The sequence below is a fragment of the Haloarcula pellucida genome (assembly GCF_014647235.1).
Taxonomy (GTDB): Archaea; Halobacteriota; Halobacteria; order Halobacteriales; family Haloarculaceae; genus Haloarcula; species Haloarcula pellucida.
Map to the genome: position 1 here is coordinate 473,415 of NZ_BMOU01000003.1, position 17,042 is coordinate 490,456.

Sequence of the window (17,042 nt, forward strand, 5' to 3'; positions counted from 1 at the left end):
TTACCCGTCGAGCGCCACGGCGGCCGGTTCCTGCTTGAAGACGACCCGTTCGAGAGCGTCGAGCATCCTGTAGGGGTCCTCGCGCTGCCAGACGTTGCGGCCGACGGCGAGGCCGCGGACACCGGCGTCAACGACACGTTCGACGAGTTCGAGGAAGGCCCGGTCGTCGACTTTTGCACCGCCACTGAGGACGAGCAGAACGTCGGCAGCGGCCTTCACGACGTGCTCCATCGCCGCGTCGCTCCGCGGGTACTTCACCTTCACCACGCGGCGCCCACCTCCAGGCCGAGTCGGACGGCGTACGCGACCGTGTCTCGGGATTTGTGGTCTTTCAGGGCCTGCCCGCGCGCGTACGACCACATGGCGACGGGCAGGTCGTAGTCGCGGGCGTTCTCCTGTACCCAGCGGAAGTCCTCGAACATCTCTGGTTCGCGGTTCGACCCGGGGTAGATGGTGTAGCCGATAGCGTCGGCTCCGAGTTCGGCAGCGTACTCCACCGACCAGTTCTGCGGCGAGTACGGCTCCCCGGACCAGAGGCTGGACGTGCCGTTGAGCTTCGCCAGCAGGGCCACGTCGTCCTCGTAACTGGGGTAGTACGTCTCGGTCAGGCCCTTCCCGATGCCGAGTGCCGTCACCGCGTCGTGTCTGGCCATCTCGAACACTTCCCGGGGGTCGAGGCGCTCTTCGACTCCTTCGAAGCCGCTGGGCCCGATTTCGGTCCCGTGGTCGTGGGCCAGGATTATGGTCTTGCCGTTACGAGCCATAGGGCTGTCTGTCAGCGAACACATATACCCGCCCGTCTCACCTCTCTCGGTAATATATTACGGTAGTCACGACGGGCCCTCAGTGAACTGACTCCGTCTCCGTCCGCCCGAGAGCGTCTCAATGTCGCGCCCGCCTTCACTCACCGGTGAGCACCCCTGCCCCATGCTTTATTAGTGATGACCGATACAGCTCCCGTATGGAACGTGCGCTCGTCGTCGTCAGTGACAGCGACAGTAGCAAATCGATGGTCAGAGAGGCAGGCGAACTCGCCGCCGGCGTCGGTGCAGACATCGTCCTGTACGCCGAGGCGACCGAGGAAGACATCGGATCTGTCGTCGAGAACCCCGAGACGTCAGTCGGTGGTCCCGGCCCGGGTAGCGCCGATGCAATCGACAACATCCACCGGTTCCTCGATAGGGTGGCCTCGGAGGAGTTGGCCGACGTCGACGTCGACTACGAGACTGCGTGTTCCGTCGTTCCCAGTTCGGGCCACGCCCAGAGTGTCCTGACGATAGCCGACGAGTACGACTGTGACCACCTGTTCCTCGTCGGAGACCGACGGACGCCGACGGGAAAGGCGCTGTTCGGTGATTACGTCCAGTCGCTTCTTCTGAACTTCGACGGAACCGTCACGACGGACCTCGTCTGACTCGCGGAGTGATTTCTCGCGGGGTTCGTCGCATCGACTATAGTAGCCATTGAAAATCAATGCACACCCGACCGCATGACGGCGGTGCGGTCGGTGTGTGAATCGTTTCAATTGTTACTATAGCTTGCGCTGTGTTCCCGCGCCGTCCAGTGTTCATTTTCAGCGCCGTTCGGCCGGATCGTCGATGGCCTATCGTAGCGTCGTCTTTCGGTCAACCCGCTCTGAGAACCGACATCCTTGCACACTTCTGTGAAAATCCCGTTGGTTCCGGACACGAACACTCATCAATGCGCAATCTCCAAAATATTATAATGCATGACGTATTGGCTACCTGTAGGAAATGTCGAAACGATATCTGGAGGGGGCCTTGCGAAACCATCTCACGTCGGTCCGCAGGGACCTGATGACGGGGGTTTCGTACATGGTCCCGTTCGTCACGACGGGCGGACTGTTGCTGGCGATGGCGTTCGCGTACGCCACGTTCTTCGGCGGCGGCACCGTCAGCGTCTTTGAGGCGACCGGGTCGGTCGGGTGGTTCCTCGCGCAACTCGGGACGGCGGGTCTGACACTGATGGTGCCGGTCCTCGGAGCGTACGTCGCCTACTCCATCGCGGGCCGGCCGGGAATCGCACCGGGATTCATCCTCTCGTACATCATCCAGCAGGGGCCGGTTCTGGAAGCGGCCGGGGAAGCGGTCGGCTTCCCGACGGCGATGGCCGAGGCGGGCTATCTCGGGGCGCTCGCCGTCGGTCTCTTGGTCGGCTACGTCGTCCGCCGCATCCGCGGACTCGACGTCCCCGACGCAATCAAACCGATGATGCCAGTCATGATTACGCCCGCGGGGACGGTCATCGCCCTGTTTCCGGTCGTCCTCTTCTGTATCGGCGTGCCTGGGGCCGTCGTCAACCAGTGGTTGCAGGGGTCGTTGGTGGACATCCAAAGCGGCAGGGCGATGATTGTCGGTGCGATACTCGGGGGGATGATGGCCTTCGACATGGGCGGCCCGGTCAACAAGGTCGCCTACCTCTTCGCGTTCGACCTGCTCAGAGTCGGCATCTACGAACCGATGGCCGCCGTGATGGTCGCAGGCATGACGCCGCCCATCGGGATGGCCATCGCTACTGTCGTCGCCCCGCACAAGTACCCGGACGCGATGTACGAGAACGCCAAGAGTGGCGTCATCCTCGGCGCCTCGTTCATCACGGAGGGGGCCATTCCCTACGCCGCCGCGGACCCGCTTCGGGTCATCCCGGGGATAGTCGCCGGGAGTTCCGTCGCCGCCAGCCTCGCGATGGGCGTAGGTCTCACGATGCCCGCGCCTCACGGCGGCATCTTCGTCGTGCCGCTCTCGAACGCACCGCTCACGTTTCTCGGTATCATCCTGCTGGGGTCGCTGGTCACCGCTGGCACGGTGACCGGTCTCAAACCGGACTCGGGGTGCGAGGACGACGAGGACGCCTCCTCCACGTGGGCGATGTTGTCCTGACCGTGAAGAGACGAGTTGTATCGGCACAATAACTGACCGCTGGGAGCTGTCGATGGCACCGTAATCCGTTTCAGCTGGTGTTCACAACACCGCCGTATCGGCCACCGCGTTGGCGCGACTGTCGCGGTCTCAGTCGCTCGTGGACTGGTGCTGTCGCCGCTCTCGCACTCAGACGACGACCATGCTACCAGAGAAACGGAAACGACTCATCGTCGAACGCGTAACGGAACAGGACGGCTGCAAGGCCGCGACTCTCGCCGCGGAACTGGATGTCTCGACGGCTACCATCCGCCGTGACCTCCGAGAACTCGAAGAGGAGGGTCGAATCGAGCGGTCTCACGGCGGCGCCGTTCCCGCGACCGCGCTGGCCAGCGAGCAGTCGTTCAGCCAGAAGGAGGTACAGCATCTCGAACAGAAACGAGCCATCGCCGAACGGGCCGTCGAAGAGATTCGATGCGGCGAAGTCGTCTTCTTCGACGCCGGCACCACGACGATGCAGATCGCCAAACGTATCGATCCCAGTGACTCGTTCGTCGCGGTCACGAACTCCCCTCTGCAGGCCCACACCCTCGGAGAAAACGATTTCCGAGTGAAGCTCACCGGTGGGACGCTCCGCGAGGAGACCCGCGCCTGCGTCGGGCCGAGTGCGGAGCGATTCGTCGACCGGACGAAATTCGACCTGCTCTTTCTCGGCACGAACGGTATCGACCCCGAAGCCGGGCTCCTGACTCCGAACGAAGACGAAGCCGAGGTGAAGTCCCGAATCGTCGAGGCCGCGTCTCGGGTCGTCCTCGTGGCCGATAGCTCGAAGGTGAACCAGCAGAGTTTCGTCCGCTTCGCCAGACTCGAAGACGTCGACCTCTTCGTCACCGATAGGCTCGACGATGCCGCCGTGTACGGTGCGTTCGATGACGCAGCAACGACCGTGGTCGAGGTGTCCCGATGATACTGACCGTCACATGAAATCCCACCGTCGACCACACGGTTACGCTATCCGATGCGTTGGTCGACGGGAGCCTCCCTTCCGGGACTCGACGCGGGTATCGTCGGCAGTGTGGCCGAGGCTGGCGGGTGCGATACCGCCGTCGACGTGGGCGGTGATACGCCTGAGAGCCTCGACGGCGACTACAGCCTCTGCAATCCCAGCGAATCGGAACTCGCCGTGACCGTCGACGGTCCCCTCGAATCCATCGCGGACGTCGTCGCCGCTGCGAGCGAACTGCGTCACTCGGGGTTCGAACGCGTCGCCGTCTCCCTCGGCGGCGACGGCGCCGTCCTCGTGGGAGCCGACGAGTCCTACCACGCAGCAGCGCCGTCCGTCGAAGTCGTCGACACCGTCGGCGCCGGAGACGCGTTGCTCGCGGGCCTCCTCGCCGCTTTTGACAATAGCGCCGACGATTCGACGGCACTCTCACAGGCTGTCGCCGTCGGATCCTTCGCCGTCACCGAACACGAAACCAGAGTTCTACCGCTCCGTGAGCTCCAATCACTCGCCGAGACAGTCGTCGTGGAACCCGTTGACGATGCCCGCCCGCGCCGAGAATGAATATATTTCGAGGGATATAGAACCAAATATCCCACATTATCGAGCCATATTGGAGATGTACGCCAATAAAAGCGTTATAAAGACAAACGCATCGTCAAATACGCGAATATTGTCGGCATTGTGGGAGCGTAACGACCGTCGGAAGCGATAATACCTCGATTAGAACCTACGCTCTTGGGAAGCCATCCGTTCTAGTTTAACGCCAACGGCCGCGCAGTCTCCTGATTAGATACCGTTGGAGCTACCAGTTTGAGAAAACCCGGTGGCAAGTGTGACTTACGCGCCACCGGATTCAAAGAGCGTTTCCTTCCGACAAGTTGCACGAGCGCGCTCGCGCAACGAATCTCGTCCAACGAGAGCGGAAGTTCGACGCTGTTGCGCTGCTCTACACGCTCTCATTCGGCTTCGCTGCTGGATCAGACCGTTCCATTCAGGCATTTCTCGAACGCTTCCTCGAAATGGCTGACTGCAACGACCCCTCTTACTCAACCTTCCACGGTTGGTTCTCACCAGCCTTCGTCGCACTCCTTGGAGAGATTCTCGATGACGCCAGCGAGGATCTCGATACTGGCCAAGACGACCTGAATGGACGTCTCGAACGCGTTCGAAACGTCCTCATCGTAGATGCAACCATCATCTCCCTCTATCAAGATGCCGCCGACGTCTACGCAGCCACCGGAGATGACCAGGCCGGGCTGAAACTCCATCTCACTGAACCTCTCTCAACCGGCCTCCCGACACGGTTCCAGACAACCGACGGGAAAGCACAAGAGAGAAGCCAGCTACCCACCGTTGAGTGGATAGCTGGCGCACTCGTCTTGCTTGACCTCGGCTTCTACGATTTCTGGTTGTTCGACCGTATTGACCAGAACGACGGCTGAGACAGGCGGGACCGAGTCCTATTCCAAGCACTCTGATGTGCAAGCTCTGTGCATACGCCGAAACCGTTATGCATCTATGTGCAGAACTTGCACATAGTATGAGTACAAGCGACGACCCCCGGCGGGTTCACTTCCAGTCGCCGGAGTACCTCGTCGACCGGCTGGACGCGATTGCGGAACTCTTCGACAAGGATCGGACGGATCTGCTCGTCGAGGCGATTCGCGAGTACATCGAAGACACAGCCGACAGCGAGACGTTTCAGGAGTTGGTCGCGACGAAGTACTACGACGGTCAACTCGAATTCGAGACGGTCAAGCAGTTGGTCGGTGCCGAGACCGCCCAGCGCCTCCGTCTGCTCAAAGCGGACCTCGAAGACGAGCCACTCGATCTCGCTGCCCCTGACGACGTCGACGTCTACGATGGCGACGCGACGGCGGTCGAGCCCACAGCCGACGACGAACGATGAGCGGCCGGCGACTGCGAACGATCGTCGCCGACACCAGCGCGCTCGTCAGTCTCGCTGTATCCCGAGCTGACGCAGGCGCCGACACCGATACTCCGGACCCGTTCCAGTTTCTCCTCACCTCCTGTGACGTGTTCGTGCCGTCGGAAGTCGTGACAGAGCTCCGTGACATCACGCAGTATCAGGACAGCCACGCCGCGGCTGCGAACAACGTTCTTGCGGCTCGGGGTCACTACACGGTCGAGGACCCCTACGACCGCGACGAGACGCCGGACTCGCGGCCGACGTTCGGCCTCGACGACGGCGAAACCGATGGGATCGTCCTCGCGAACACGCTCGACGTCGACGGGTTTCTTACCGACGAGTTCGGTGGGACGAACTTCCCACTGATTCACGCCGTGCTACAGGGGCCGCGGATCGTCCCGACGCCGCGACTCATCGTGGAGTACGCCCGGAACCGGCATCTGAGCCACGAGGAGGCTCGTACGCTGATCACGACGATCAGTCCACACCGCAGCTGGGAGAACAGTCCCTACGTTACGCAATTGCTCCAGCGCCTCGACGCGTAACCGGTCTTCGAGTGACCGTCATCCACGAGCTACAACGCCGGACACCCAGCACCAGCGACGACTCCTGAAAGCCCTCGGCCGCGCCCTTTCTGAGTCCGTCAGGGCAGTAGCTGGTTCGTCGGGCGACGCTACCAGCTGAACAGGTGTGACGATCCGGCCCGCCCCGCTCACTGCGTTCGCGGGACCTCCGCGTGGCTCGCGACCGACCATTCCGGATTGTCGCGGTCTCGATCCCGTCCGATAGCGGGCTCGCGAACGCAGCGGGTAAGGACACGCAGAGGCATGTCGTTTCGCCAGGTTCAGCACACGTGTCTCCTGAAAAACAAGACTGATATAATGGCTATTGTAACGGTCGATACATGCCCTCCATGACACGCCGTGATGCCCTCGGCGTCTTCGCCGGCGTCGTCGGCGGCCTCGCCGGCTGTGCCGGTCTCCGTGGTGAAAGGTCGCCCCCAATCCGGCGATCGTGGTATACGGGACTTCGCAAACCCTCGTCCGTCGCCACGACCGGCGCCGGTCATCTCATTGCCGGATCGCACAGTCCGTTTCGAGATCGACCAATCGTCGCCGGATTGGATATTCAGACCGGTGAGAGCACCTGGACGGTGACGGTCGCGAAAGGCGAGAAATCGCCCATCGGCGTCGGTGACGGGCGGGCCTACGCCATCTCGAAGGCCGAAACGATGGTTGCTGTCGATGCGTCCACTGGTGACACGGTTTGGCAGCGTCCGCTCGCGCCGATCGACGATGCCGACCCCGGGGTCGTCGAGTTTGCCCCGATTCCCCTTGGCGACCAAATCGTGGTCCCAATTTCCGGCACCGAAGATGACGTGCCAGACCAGTTGGTTGGAGTCGCCCGTGCAGACGGTGAGACGCTCTTTACCCATCCCCTGCCCGCGTCGCTGTCGGGTGCTCCCGGCGCGACGTCCGGTGGCGTGATTGCACCCTTGGTCGACGGCCGTGTGCTCTCCCTCGACCGGACTGGGACCGTCGAATGGACTCGGAAGCTCGGTGCTGCGCTGTCAGCCGTGGGAGCCGCTGATGGGACCGCATACCTCGGCGCCGCCACAGAGGAACTACTCGCGCTGGACACCGCGAGCGGGAGCGTCGCTTGGCGCGGGTCGCTTGCCAACACAGTATTCACACGACCGTTAGTGACCGAAGAGCGCGTGTATGTTGGTGGCGCCGACTACACCCTCCGGGCGTTCGACGTCGCCTCAGGCCAGCAGGTATGGCGTGATGACCTCGGGAACGCCGTGACCCACGGGCCGATGCAGGTCGGCGACCGCTTGGTGACGCTGGTCGGCGGAACCCACCGTATCCGCGGCCCGAGCGGGACCATCCCGTTCAGCCCGACCGTGCTCTACATCCACGAGCAGGACGGCACGCGTGTCCGGACAATCCCGCTCGAGGGCAGACCCTTCGAGGACGGCGGCAGCGTCGAATGGGCACACGCGGCCGGCGAGACCGTCTACCTAGGACACACGTTCGGCCTGACACGGGTCGCTCCGGAGGCCATAAACGATGCGTGAACGCGACACCGACGCCACTGCCGATACGCACGACCCATCACGGGATGCAGGCGAACGACAGGACGGCCGAAACTGGTCGCGCCGCCAGACGCTCGCGTCGCTCGCATCGGCGGGGACGCTCGCGCTGGCTGGGTGCAGCCTGCAGTCAGTGACGTCCGGTGTGCAACCGCTTTGGGAGCATGACTTCTCGGCTGCCGTGGCCGCAGGCCCACCAGCCGCGACTGCCGACCACGTCGTCGTTGGTGGACAGGATAAGCGACTCCACGCGTTCACCGCTGACGGGGAGCGGGCTTTTACTTTCGAGACCGGTGGTCCAATCGAGGCACGACCAGCTGTCCCGACGTCGGGCGGCCCGGTCCACGTCCACAGCACCGACGGAGACCTCTACACAGTCGGCCTGTCGGGTACCGAACGATGGCACGTGGAGGGGCAAGCCCGAACCGGCTGGCTCGGTCGGCAAGGCTCGCTGCTGGTCGGCATCGATCCAGTCGGAGAGACGGTCACCGGCTACGATGCGCGCGACGGCACACGCCGCTTCCAGCAGTCGGGGCGGAGGTATCCGTATCCTACGCTCAGTGAGTCGGCCAGTATCGTTCCCGTTACAAACTCGAACAGGGACACAGAGCTGGTTGCCCTTTCTCTAACAACAGGCGAGGTGCTATGGGAATCACCAGCCCGTGATGCCTATCCCCACGTCGTCGCTGCCGGCGACCGGATCGTGACGGTCCGCAATTCCACCGTGCGGATGCGCCGGGCCCGCGATGGGCACGTCCTGTGGGAGACCGCAGTGACCGGCGAGGTGATCAGCCACTTTGGGCCGCCGCTCTGGCTTGGCGAGCATGTCTACGTGCGAGCAGCCCGTGACGACCGCGCGGACGAGCTTGTCGCCATCAACCGCGATGACGGACCCGTTCAGTGGCGTCGGAACGTCGGGTACGAACTCGAGACAGTGACGGCGACTCCAGACGGTGTGTTCGTTGCGAGTTCGGTCAACGACCCCGACGGCGGCATCCTCGTCCGGCTGGACGCCTTCGCCCTCGATGGCACCCGGCGATGGCAGACGACGACCGACATCGCAATCGGCGGAACGGTGGAGGCGCTGAAGCGTGTCGGTGACGTCCTCGTTGTAGCCAGCGGCCACGAACTCGCCGCCTACGATCCTGTCAGCGGGTCGCGTCGGTGGCAATACGATCCAGAGTCCTATCGCATCGGCGTGGCAACGGCCGATGGCGCGTTGTACGTTTCTTACCGCGACACCGGTGGACTGGCACGGCTCCCGACTGGGTGACACGGCGGTATCGGCTCTCTCGTTCCTCAGCCGGAATTGGGTGTCCTGCCACCAATGCGAGTGCGGTCTCTGACCAGGATACCCACGACATCATCAGTTGAGGATACTACGAAATCACCCGGACGCTCACCGGCCGTGGCTCACTGCGCGCCTCGTGCCTGCGGTGCGTGCGTCGACGAGGCACGTCGAACGACTGGCTCTGCATGGCCGTCCCACCGCAGGTGGCCGTCGTCGACGAGGCCGGACAGTTGAGGCGACGGCGCTCGTCGTGCGGGAGTCCAGCGACGATTACCGGGCGTCGGTCGACGTTCGGTAGATCCGTGAGCCGGTTCGTGAAAACGTGGAAACGACACAGACCGACACCAACTGATTAGTCCCGAGGCGTCGTCGCCCCGACAATGGGACACGACTCCGGTAGAGGTAGACGGTCGAAAGTCGAACGGCTCCTCGAAGCGTACGACTTAGAACCGCTGGGCTCGGAGCTGGAGGCTGCCTGGCTCGGCGAGGGACGAGAGCGCCAGAGTCTCCGATCGCTCGCCAACCGATTCAACCGGGCGCTCCTCGTCGCTGCGATTCGCGAGGCCGGGATGGACGTGGTCGACGGCGAGCCAGCCAATTTCTATCGGCTGTTGACCGACGACGACGTCAGTGCGGGCCAGCGCGTCGAAGCGCGAAACCGACTCGAACGCGGCGGCGTCGACGTCGAGCGTCTGGAAGACGACTTCGTCACGTATCAGGCAATTCGGCACTATCTCACGAACGTTCGCGGTGCGAGATACGAGCGAGGTGACGACACCGAACAGGTCGACCGGGAGCGTGACAGCATCGACCGGTTACAGTCTCGGGTCGAAACCGTCGTTCGGGACTCCGTGGACAGGTTACGGAACGCGGGACGGCTCACAGTCGGCGAGTATCGCGTGTTCGTCAGCGTCGAACTCCTGTGTCAGGACTGCGGCGGCCAGTTCAGCGTCGGTGACCTCCTCCGTCGCGGTGGCTGTCGATGCGAGCAGGACTATAGTAACAGTTGAAACGATTCACACACCGACCGCACCGCCGTCGTGCGGTCGGGAGTGCATCGATTTTCAATGGCTACTATAGCCGATATCGGTCACGCGATGGTACTCGTCTCGGAGTGCCTGGGCGTCCTCCGGGAGCAAGGCGACGACGAGGTAGGTGGGATAGGACGAGAAGTACTCGACGAGTGCCGCGATTCGTTCCGCGTCGATGGCCTCCAGCGAATCGAGTAGCATGAACGGGACTTGCTCGTGGACTTCGTGGACGAGGTAGCCCGCGAGCGCGAACACCAGCCCCGTGACCTCGCGCTCGCTCTCGCTGAGGTGGGCGATAGTGTCTTCGTAGACGGTCCCGCCTTCCGAACTCCGGACGACGTGCAGTTCGAACGTCGACCCCTCGACGACGTCCTCGGCCGTGATTTGGTCGACGGCGTCCGTGGGCTGGTCCGTCCGTTCGAGCCATATCCGTTCGAGGTTCTCGTAGCCGAGGATTTCGAGCAACTCGTCCATCCGCTCGTTGAACTGCTTGGTGGCGTCGCTCTCGAGTTGGTCGATACGGGTCCGCAGGTCGATGAGCTCTGCGACGGTGTCTTTCCGCTGTTCGACCAGTGACCCCTCCCGACGGATCTCGTCCTCTATCTCGTCTATCTCGTCGTTCAACTCGTCGAGTTCCGATTCAAGTCGGTCTAACTCGAACTCCAGTTCGTTGGCCTCGGTGTGCAGGTCGAGCACTTCGTCGAATTCTTCGGAGCGTAGCGAGGACACACGGGCTTCGAGTTCGGCGACCCGACTGGAGAGGTTGTCGCGCCGGTCTCGCAGGTCCGCGACGGTCGACTGACGGCGGTCGATTTCGTCGTCTATCTCCGCAATCGTCTCGCTCAAGTCTTCGTGTCGGTTCACCGCCGTCTCGATGTCGTCGCGTTCCGCGCTCAGTTCGTCCAGTGCTGCCTCGATGTCGTCGATTTCCGAGAGCGTCTCTTCCCGGTGGGTCCGCATCGTCTCTACGGTCGATTCGATGCGGTCACGCTTCACACGCGAACCACAGGTCCAGCAGGTCGTCTTCGACCCGCGGTAGAGTTGGTCGGTGATGTCGCCGACGCTCTCCGGTTTCGCGCCGATGGCCTCGGCAATCTGGGTGTGTTCACCGGCGAGTAACTCCTCGTTGAACCTGATGACGTTCTGCAGTCGGGTCGTGTACTCGGAGAGGTCACGCTTGCGCTCGCGACGCGCGGTAAGGTCGGCTTTGACCTCCTCGAGCCGTTCTTTCGGGGCGTCCGTGAGACTGGCCCGTTCCGCTGCGAGGCTCCCTCGCTCGTCACGTAGGGCGCTGATACTCTCCTGTTCTGACTGAATCTCGTCCCGGACGCGCCTGAGTTCGGACCGCGTCGCCTGCAGTTCGTCGAGCGCCGTCTCCAGTTCGTTCTTGTTCTGGCGCGTTATCTCGGCGTCTAGCGTCCGGTCGTCGATGTCGGCCTCGACCGATCGGAGTTCGTCCCGCACGTCCTCGATTTCGTCCCGGAGCGTCGCCCGTCGCTGTTCGAGATCCGGGAGGTCCTGTTTCAGCGACGCCACCGCGTCGAGTTCGTCGTCGATAGCCGCCTTCCGCTGTTCGGCGTCGCGTATCTCCCGGCGCAACGCCGCGAGGTCGACCGGGCGCATGATGACTTCCCGGAGGTCGTCGCCGCGGACGACGGCCTGTCTCGCCTCGTTGCCTTCTAGGAGGAACGCGAACAGGTTCGCGAGCGTCGGGTCCGAGAGTACGCCGCTGCCAGACCCAACGACCCCGTCCTCGGTTCTGGTAGCTGTCCGCGTGTACGTCTCGCCGTCCACAGTCAGTTCGACGCGCCCCCGGTCCGCACTCCTCTTGACGGACGTCCAGTCGCTCCCGTGGGCGGCCATTATCGCCTGCAGGAACGACGTCCGGTTCGTCGCGTTGCGGCCGGCGAGTATCGTCACACCCGGCGGTATCTCGACTGTCGCCGATTCGATACCACCGATGTGCTCGACGTCGAACGCCGCTTGGTCACCGGTGGTCCCAGCCGATTCCATACGCGTACGTGTGCGACTGTAACGCTTAAACACTGGGGCGCTCCGGACCGCGAGTTGGGTTCCCGGACGGAACGTAACAGAAAGGCTAACAGCCATATGCGTGTTATTTTACCGATCTGCCGCCCAGCCAACCGATCAAAAACAGCTATCTCACTATTCCAATCGGTCACATGCGCCCTAAAACAATCACTAACGCGAATCTTTATGTACAACTATTGACGACGCTGGCGATGTAGTTCGCAATGTCCGATAGCAACCAAATCGAAAGTGCGCTCCGCGCTCACGTGACCTCCGTCAAGGAGGACCTGATGACCGGCGTGTCGTTCATGATCCCCTTCGTCACCATCGGTGGCATCTTCCTCGCCGTCGCATACGCGGTGGGTGACACGCAGGCCGTCTTCGAGAACACCGGTTCCGCCGGGTGGTTCCTCGCCCAGATAGGCGTCGCCGGCCTGACCATCATGGTGCCGATCCTCGGTGCCTACATCGCGTACGCCATCGCAGACCGCCCCGGGCTGGCACCCGGCTTCCTGCTGGCGTACATCCTCCAGCAGGGCACAGTCATCGAGGAAGCGGCCGGCGTCATCGGGCTCTCCGGCGGCGGCGCGGGGGCCGGCTACCTCGGCGCGATCGTCGCCGGCCTGCTGGCCGGGTACGTCGCCCGCTGGTTCAAGAACCGCAACGTACCAGAGTTCCTCCAGCCGATGATGCCGGTACTCATCATCCCGGTCGCGACGATGGCCGTCCTCACACCCATCATGCTGTTCGTGCTGGGCGTGCCCGTCGCACTCGCCAACCAGGGCCTCACCGGGTTCCTCGAATCGATGCAGGGCGGGCAGGCGGTCGTCGTCGGCCTCGTCCTCGGTGGGATGATGGCGTTCGACATGGGCGGTCCGGTCAACAAGGTAGCGTACGTCTTCTCGACGGGCCTCATCACCGAAGGCATCTACGCGCCGATGGCCGCCGTGATGATCGGCGGGATGGTTCCCCCCATCGGGATGGCTCTCTCCACCTTCATCGCCCCGCACAAGTACGCGGCCGAGATGTACGAGAACGCCAAGAGCGGCGTCGTACTGGGCTCCTCGTTCATCACGGAGGGTGCGATTCCGTACGCGGCGGCCGACCCGCTCCGCGTCATCCCGTCGGTCGTCGCCGGGAGCGCCGTCGGCGGCGCCGCGTCGATGGCGATGGGCGTGACGATGCCCGCCCCCCACGGCGGCATCTTCGTCGTGTTGCTGTCGAACAAGCCCCTGCTGTTCCTCGGGTGCATCCTGCTGGGCTCGCTGGTCACCGCGACCGTCGCGACGCTCGTCAAACCCGACTTCGAGGACCGTATCGCGGCCGAACAGGAAGCGGCGAACGCGACGCCGAGCGACGACTGAGAACGGACGAACGGTAGCGCGCTGACCGCAGACACCCCCACAAGAGACACGATGACAGACGCAATCCAACGGGACGACATCGACGAACTGCTCCCGGCGAGCCACATCTCGCTGGCCGAACCACCCGCCGAGAAGGAAGCATGTATCGAACACCTGCTCGACCTGCTGGTCGACGCCGGTCGCGTCGAGGACCGACAGACCGCCCTCGACGCGCTGCTGACCCGCGAAGAGCAGACGACGACCGGCGTCGGCATGGGTATCGGCATCCCGCACGCGAAGACCGACGCCGTCTCGAAACCGTCGCTCGCGTTCACCCGCTCGGAGGACGGCGTCGACTTCGGGTCGATGGACGGCGAACCCGCGACGCTCATCTTCCAGATACTCGTTCCGGAGGAAGGCGGCGAGGACCACCTCAGCATCCTCAGTTCGCTCTCGCGCTCCCTGATGCACGACGACGTGCGCGAGCGACTCCACGAGGCCGACGACGAGGCGGCAGTGCAGAACACGCTCCGGGAGGCGCTCGCATGAGCGTCGAACGCACCGTCACCATCGTCCCCGAAGCGGGACTGCACGCCCGCCCGGCGGCGGCGTTCGTCGAGGCCGTCAACGACCACGAAGCCGAGGTCTCGGCCGGGCAACCCGGCGACGACCTCGTGCAGGCGGGGAGCATGATTGCCGTCACCAGTCTCGGCGTCGGGCAGGGAGACGAACTCCGCCTCGTCGCCGACGGCCCCGACGCGGCGGCCGTGCTCGACGAACTCGAAGACATACTGACCACACCGGAGGAGGAGTTGAGCGCCTGACGATGGCAGACCGAACCCTCCACGGAACCGGTGCCACGCCGCGCTCCGGCCTCGGTACTGTCGTCTGGTACGACCCAGAAGTCACGCTCCCCGACCCCGAGGACGTGACCGTCGACCGCGACGCCGAGAGCGAGCAGTTCGCTGCCGCCGTCGAGACGGCCCGCGCCGAACTCGAATCCGAACGCGCGGCGACCGCCGACCGCGTCGGCGAGGACGAGGCCGCCGTCTTCGACGCGCACATTCAGTTCCTCGAAGACCCGACCATCGAGGACGCTGTCGAGACGAGCATCGCTGACGGCCTGCCCGCCGCGAACGCCGTCGACGACGCCTTCGGCGAGCACATCGAGCAGTTCGAGGGGATGGACGGCCGGATGGCCGAGCGAGCGGACGACCTCCGGGACGTCCGTGACCGCCTCCTGCGAGTGCTGACCGACAGCGAGCGCGTCACCCTCGGACAGGTCCCCGAAGGCAGCGTCGTCCTCGCCGAACGATTGACGCCCAGCGACACGGCGCAACTAGACCCCGACACTGTCGCGGGATTCGCGACCGTGACCGGTGGTCGAACTTCCCACGCGGCCATCTTCGCCCGGTCGCTCGCGCTGCCGGCCGTCGTCGGCGTCGGCGATGCGCTCGACGACGTCGCGGAGGGGGCCGAAGTCGTCGTCGACGGTGACGCCGGCACGCTACTGGTCGGCCCCGACGAGGACGAACGCGAGGCGGCGGCCGCCGATACCGGTGCTGCAGTCGTCGAGGAAGCCGTCGAGACGACCGACGGGCATCACGTCGAAGTCGCGGCGAACGTCGGTCGACCCGAGGAGTTGTCGGCCGCCGCCGACCGCGGGGCCGACGGCGTCGGCCTGTTCCGGACCGAGTTCCTCTTCCTCGACCGAGAGTCGCCCCCCTCGGAGGACGAGCAGTACGAGGCCGTCCGCGAGGCACTCGATACGTTCCCCGACGGCCGCGTCGTCGTACGCACGCTCGACATCGGCGGCGACAAGCGTATCCCGTATCTCGACCTCCCCGAGGAGGAGAACCCCTTCCTCGGCGAGCGGGGGATTCGCCGCTCGCTGGACCCGGACTCGGGCCTCTTTGCGACCCAACTCCGGGCGCTCCTGCGGGCGGCGGCCGACGGCGCCGGCGAACTGAACGTCATGTTCCCGCTCGTCGCCAGCGTCGAGGAACTCGAATCGGCGCTCGACGCCGTCGACTCGGCGGCCGCGGACCTCGACGACCGGGGCGTCGCCTACGAGCGGCCGTCGCTGGGCGTGATGATAGAGACACCCGGCGCCGTGTTCGTGGCCGACGAACTCGCGGCGCGCGTCGACTTCCTCTCCATCGGGACGAACGACCTCACCCAGTACGTGATGGCCGCCGACCGCGAGAACGAGCGCGTCGGCGACCTCCACGACCCGACCTACCCCGGCGTCGTGCGGGCCATTCACCGAACGGTAGAACAGGCCCACGCGGCAGACGCGTGGGTCGGGATGTGCGGTGAGATGGCCGGCGACCCCGACCTGACGGAACTGCTCGTCGGTCTCGGGTTGGACGAACTCTCGATGAGCGCCGTCACCATCCCCGACGTGAAGACCGAAGTCAGCGAGACCGAGTACAGCACCGCGAGCGAGCGTGCCGACGACGCTCGCCTCGCCGCAACGCGCAGTGCAGTCCAGACCACCATTCAAGACACATGAAATTCGTCGCAGTAACCGCGTGCCCGACGGGCATCGCACACAGCCAGATGGCAGCAGAGAACTTAGAACAGACCGCGGCCGAACAGGGTCACGACATCGAAGTCGAGATTCAGGGTGCCATGGGCGCGGAGAACGAACTCTCCGCGGCCGACATCGAATCGGCCGACGCCGCCATCATCGCGGCCGACACGTCCGTCAACCGCGACCGCTTCGAGGACGCGAACGTCCCCGTCGTCAAGGGGACCGTCAAGGACGCCGTCAACGACGTCGAGGGCCTGCTCGCAGCGGCCGTCGAGACCGCTGGCGGTGACGCCGAGAGAGACACGTCCGAGACGAGCGACGCGAGCGAGGCCGAGGACAGCGAACCCCAGCGTCGCCGCGGTGGCGACCGCTCGAAGAGCCTCGCCAACCGACTGAAGCGCCTGTTCACGTAAGTTACCGATCCGTCACGGCCAGCGCACCGTCCGCGGAGCTCTGGCGGACAGCGACAGACAGTCCACACATCCCCACCAAACCGATGCAGTACCTCACCGACTCACCACTCGTTCGCAACGACAAGACGCTCGTACTGGCACACGACCACGGCCTCGAACACGGGCCGAAGCAGTTCAGCGGCGTCGAGGAGCGCCTCGACCCCCGCGAAGTGTTCGAGATGGCGACCCACGACGCCGTCACGGCGCTGGCGGTCGGCAAAGGACTCGCAGAAACCTACTACCCCAGCTACGAGGACGACGTGAACCTCCTCGCGAAACTCAACGGCGGCTCGGACCTCTGGATGGGCGACCCCTACTCGCCCCACAACTGGTCGGTCGAGTACGCCGCCGAACTGGGCGCCGACGCCATCGGCTACACCATCTACCCCGGCGTGAACAAGGAGCCCGAGATGTTCGAGGACTTCCGCCCGGTACAGGAGGCCGCCCG

The 17,042-nt window shown here is 64.3% G+C and carries 16 protein-coding genes and 2 pseudogenes; 16 read left to right on the top strand and 2 right to left on the bottom strand.

All coding sequences use genetic code 11. The features are described from left to right. Nucleotides 1–788: pseudogene (locus IEY28_RS11925) on the bottom strand (class I fructose-bisphosphate aldolase). A gap of 173 nt (nt 789–961) precedes the next feature. Between IEY28_RS11925 and IEY28_RS11930 the strand changes: the two are divergent. From IEY28_RS11930 to rdfA, 10 genes and pseudogenes are all read left to right on the top strand, one after another. Next, a complete protein-coding gene (locus IEY28_RS11930; RefSeq protein ID WP_188997729.1) occupies nt 962–1,414 on the top strand; it encodes a universal stress protein in 453 nt (150 codons plus the stop codon). A gap of 340 nt (nt 1,415–1,754) precedes the next feature. After that, nucleotides 1,755–2,900, top strand: coding sequence for a PTS fructose transporter subunit IIC (locus IEY28_RS11935; protein WP_188997731.1), 1,146 nt, complete (start codon nt 1,755–1,757; stop codon nt 2,898–2,900). Between the two features lie 181 nt (nt 2,901–3,081). Next, nucleotides 3,082–3,846 carry an HTH-type transcriptional regulator GlpR gene (gene glpR, locus IEY28_RS11940; protein WP_188997733.1) on the top strand — a complete coding sequence of 255 codons (765 nt, stop codon included), beginning with the start codon at nt 3,082–3,084 and terminating at the stop codon, nt 3,844–3,846. A 51-nt stretch (nt 3,847–3,897) separates the two neighbouring features. Further along, nucleotides 3,898–4,446 carry a PfkB family carbohydrate kinase gene (locus tag IEY28_RS11945; protein ID WP_188997735.1) on the top strand — a complete coding sequence of 183 codons (549 nt, stop codon included), beginning with the start codon at nt 3,898–3,900 and terminating at the stop codon, nt 4,444–4,446. A 290-nt stretch (nt 4,447–4,736) separates the two neighbouring features. Continuing rightward, nucleotides 4,737–5,324 (top strand): annotated as a pseudogene (locus tag IEY28_RS11950) (IS4 family transposase); the annotation flags it as partial. 101 nt (nt 5,325–5,425) lie between these two features. Further along, a complete protein-coding gene (locus IEY28_RS11955; protein WP_188997737.1) occupies nt 5,426–5,794 on the top strand; it encodes a ribbon-helix-helix domain-containing protein in 369 nt (122 codons plus the stop codon). Next, entirely contained in the window at nt 5,791–6,360 is a 570-nt protein-coding gene (locus IEY28_RS11960; protein ID WP_188997739.1) for a hypothetical protein, read from the top strand. Before IEY28_RS11955 ends, IEY28_RS11960 begins: the two co-directional genes overlap by 4 nt. A gap of 359 nt (nt 6,361–6,719) precedes the next feature. Beyond that, a complete protein-coding gene (locus tag IEY28_RS11965) occupies nt 6,720–7,895 on the top strand; it encodes a PQQ-binding-like beta-propeller repeat protein (RefSeq protein WP_229783128.1) in 1,176 nt (391 codons plus the stop codon). Continuing rightward, nucleotides 7,888–9,183, top strand: a complete 1,296-nt coding sequence (locus IEY28_RS11970; RefSeq protein WP_188997742.1) for an outer membrane protein assembly factor BamB family protein — start codon at nt 7,888–7,890, stop codon at nt 9,181–9,183. The genes IEY28_RS11965 and IEY28_RS11970 overlap by 8 nt, the downstream gene beginning before the upstream one ends. Before the next feature lie 398 nt (nt 9,184–9,581). Continuing rightward, nucleotides 9,582–10,211 carry a rod-determining factor RdfA gene (rdfA, locus tag IEY28_RS11975; RefSeq protein ID WP_188997744.1) on the top strand — a complete coding sequence of 210 codons (630 nt, stop codon included), beginning with the start codon at nt 9,582–9,584 and terminating at the stop codon, nt 10,209–10,211. Nucleotides 10,212–10,265: 54 nt separating this feature from the next. Here the strand turns inward: rdfA and IEY28_RS11980 are convergent, their stop codons facing one another. Next, nucleotides 10,266–12,245, bottom strand: coding sequence for an archaea-specific SMC-related protein (locus IEY28_RS11980; RefSeq protein WP_188997746.1), 1,980 nt, complete (start codon nt 12,243–12,245; stop codon nt 10,266–10,268). 242 nt (nt 12,246–12,487) lie between these two features. On the opposite strand from IEY28_RS11980, the gene IEY28_RS11985 reads away from it, so the two are divergent. The 6 genes from IEY28_RS11985 to IEY28_RS12010 form a co-directional block, all read left to right on the top strand. Continuing rightward, nucleotides 12,488–13,627, top strand: a complete 1,140-nt coding sequence (locus IEY28_RS11985; protein ID WP_188997748.1) for a PTS fructose transporter subunit IIC — start codon at nt 12,488–12,490, stop codon at nt 13,625–13,627. A 51-nt stretch (nt 13,628–13,678) separates the two neighbouring features. After that, complete coding sequence (locus IEY28_RS11990) at nt 13,679–14,155, top strand: PTS sugar transporter subunit IIA (RefSeq protein ID WP_188997750.1); 477 nt, start codon at nt 13,679–13,681, stop codon at nt 14,153–14,155. Continuing rightward, on the top strand, nt 14,152–14,430 hold the full coding sequence (locus IEY28_RS11995) for an HPr family phosphocarrier protein (RefSeq protein ID WP_166973170.1): 279 nt from the start codon (nt 14,152–14,154) through the stop codon (nt 14,428–14,430). Before IEY28_RS11990 ends, IEY28_RS11995 begins: the two co-directional genes overlap by 4 nt. 2 nt (nt 14,431–14,432) lie before the next feature. Then, nucleotides 14,433–16,121, top strand: a complete 1,689-nt coding sequence (gene ptsP / locus IEY28_RS12000; RefSeq protein WP_188997752.1) for a phosphoenolpyruvate--protein phosphotransferase — start codon at nt 14,433–14,435, stop codon at nt 16,119–16,121. Beyond that, entirely contained in the window at nt 16,118–16,555 is a 438-nt protein-coding gene (locus tag IEY28_RS12005) for a PTS fructose transporter subunit IIB (RefSeq protein WP_188997754.1), read from the top strand. The genes ptsP and IEY28_RS12005 overlap by 4 nt, the downstream gene beginning before the upstream one ends. An 83-nt stretch (nt 16,556–16,638) precedes the next feature. Next, a partial coding sequence (locus tag IEY28_RS12010; RefSeq protein ID WP_425433180.1) for a class I fructose-bisphosphate aldolase occupies nt 16,639–17,042 on the top strand: 404 nt, incomplete at its 3' end.

What these genes read in the sequence shown, in the direction of transcription:
- IEY28_RS11930 (WP_188997729.1), top strand. Translation starts at nt 962, where the DNA reads ATGGAACGTGCGCTCGTCGTCGTCAGTGACAGCGACAGTAGCAAATCG.
- IEY28_RS11935 (WP_188997731.1), top strand. Translation starts at nt 1,755, where the DNA reads ATGTCGAAACGATATCTGGAGGGGGCCTTGCGAAACCATCTCACGTCG.
- glpR (WP_188997733.1), top strand. Translation starts at nt 3,082, where the DNA reads ATGCTACCAGAGAAACGGAAACGACTCATCGTCGAACGCGTAACGGAA.
- IEY28_RS11945 (WP_188997735.1), top strand. Translation starts at nt 3,898, where the DNA reads ATGCGTTGGTCGACGGGAGCCTCCCTTCCGGGACTCGACGCGGGTATC.
- IEY28_RS11955 (WP_188997737.1), top strand. Translation starts at nt 5,426, where the DNA reads ATGAGTACAAGCGACGACCCCCGGCGGGTTCACTTCCAGTCGCCGGAG.
- IEY28_RS11960 (WP_188997739.1), top strand. Translation starts at nt 5,791, where the DNA reads ATGAGCGGCCGGCGACTGCGAACGATCGTCGCCGACACCAGCGCGCTC.
- IEY28_RS11965 (WP_229783128.1), top strand. Translation starts at nt 6,720, where the DNA reads ATGCCCTCCATGACACGCCGTGATGCCCTCGGCGTCTTCGCCGGCGTC.
- IEY28_RS11970 (WP_188997742.1), top strand. Translation starts at nt 7,888, where the DNA reads ATGCGTGAACGCGACACCGACGCCACTGCCGATACGCACGACCCATCA.
- rdfA (WP_188997744.1), top strand. Translation starts at nt 9,582, where the DNA reads ATGGGACACGACTCCGGTAGAGGTAGACGGTCGAAAGTCGAACGGCTC.
- IEY28_RS11980 (WP_188997746.1), bottom strand. Translation starts at nt 12,245, where the DNA reads ATGGAATCGGCTGGGACCACCGGTGACCAAGCGGCGTTCGACGTCGAG.
- IEY28_RS11985 (WP_188997748.1), top strand. Translation starts at nt 12,488, where the DNA reads ATGTCCGATAGCAACCAAATCGAAAGTGCGCTCCGCGCTCACGTGACC.
- IEY28_RS11990 (WP_188997750.1), top strand. Translation starts at nt 13,679, where the DNA reads ATGACAGACGCAATCCAACGGGACGACATCGACGAACTGCTCCCGGCG.
- IEY28_RS11995 (WP_166973170.1), top strand. Translation starts at nt 14,152, where the DNA reads ATGAGCGTCGAACGCACCGTCACCATCGTCCCCGAAGCGGGACTGCAC.
- ptsP (WP_188997752.1), top strand. Translation starts at nt 14,433, where the DNA reads ATGGCAGACCGAACCCTCCACGGAACCGGTGCCACGCCGCGCTCCGGC.
- IEY28_RS12005 (WP_188997754.1), top strand. Translation starts at nt 16,118, where the DNA reads ATGAAATTCGTCGCAGTAACCGCGTGCCCGACGGGCATCGCACACAGC.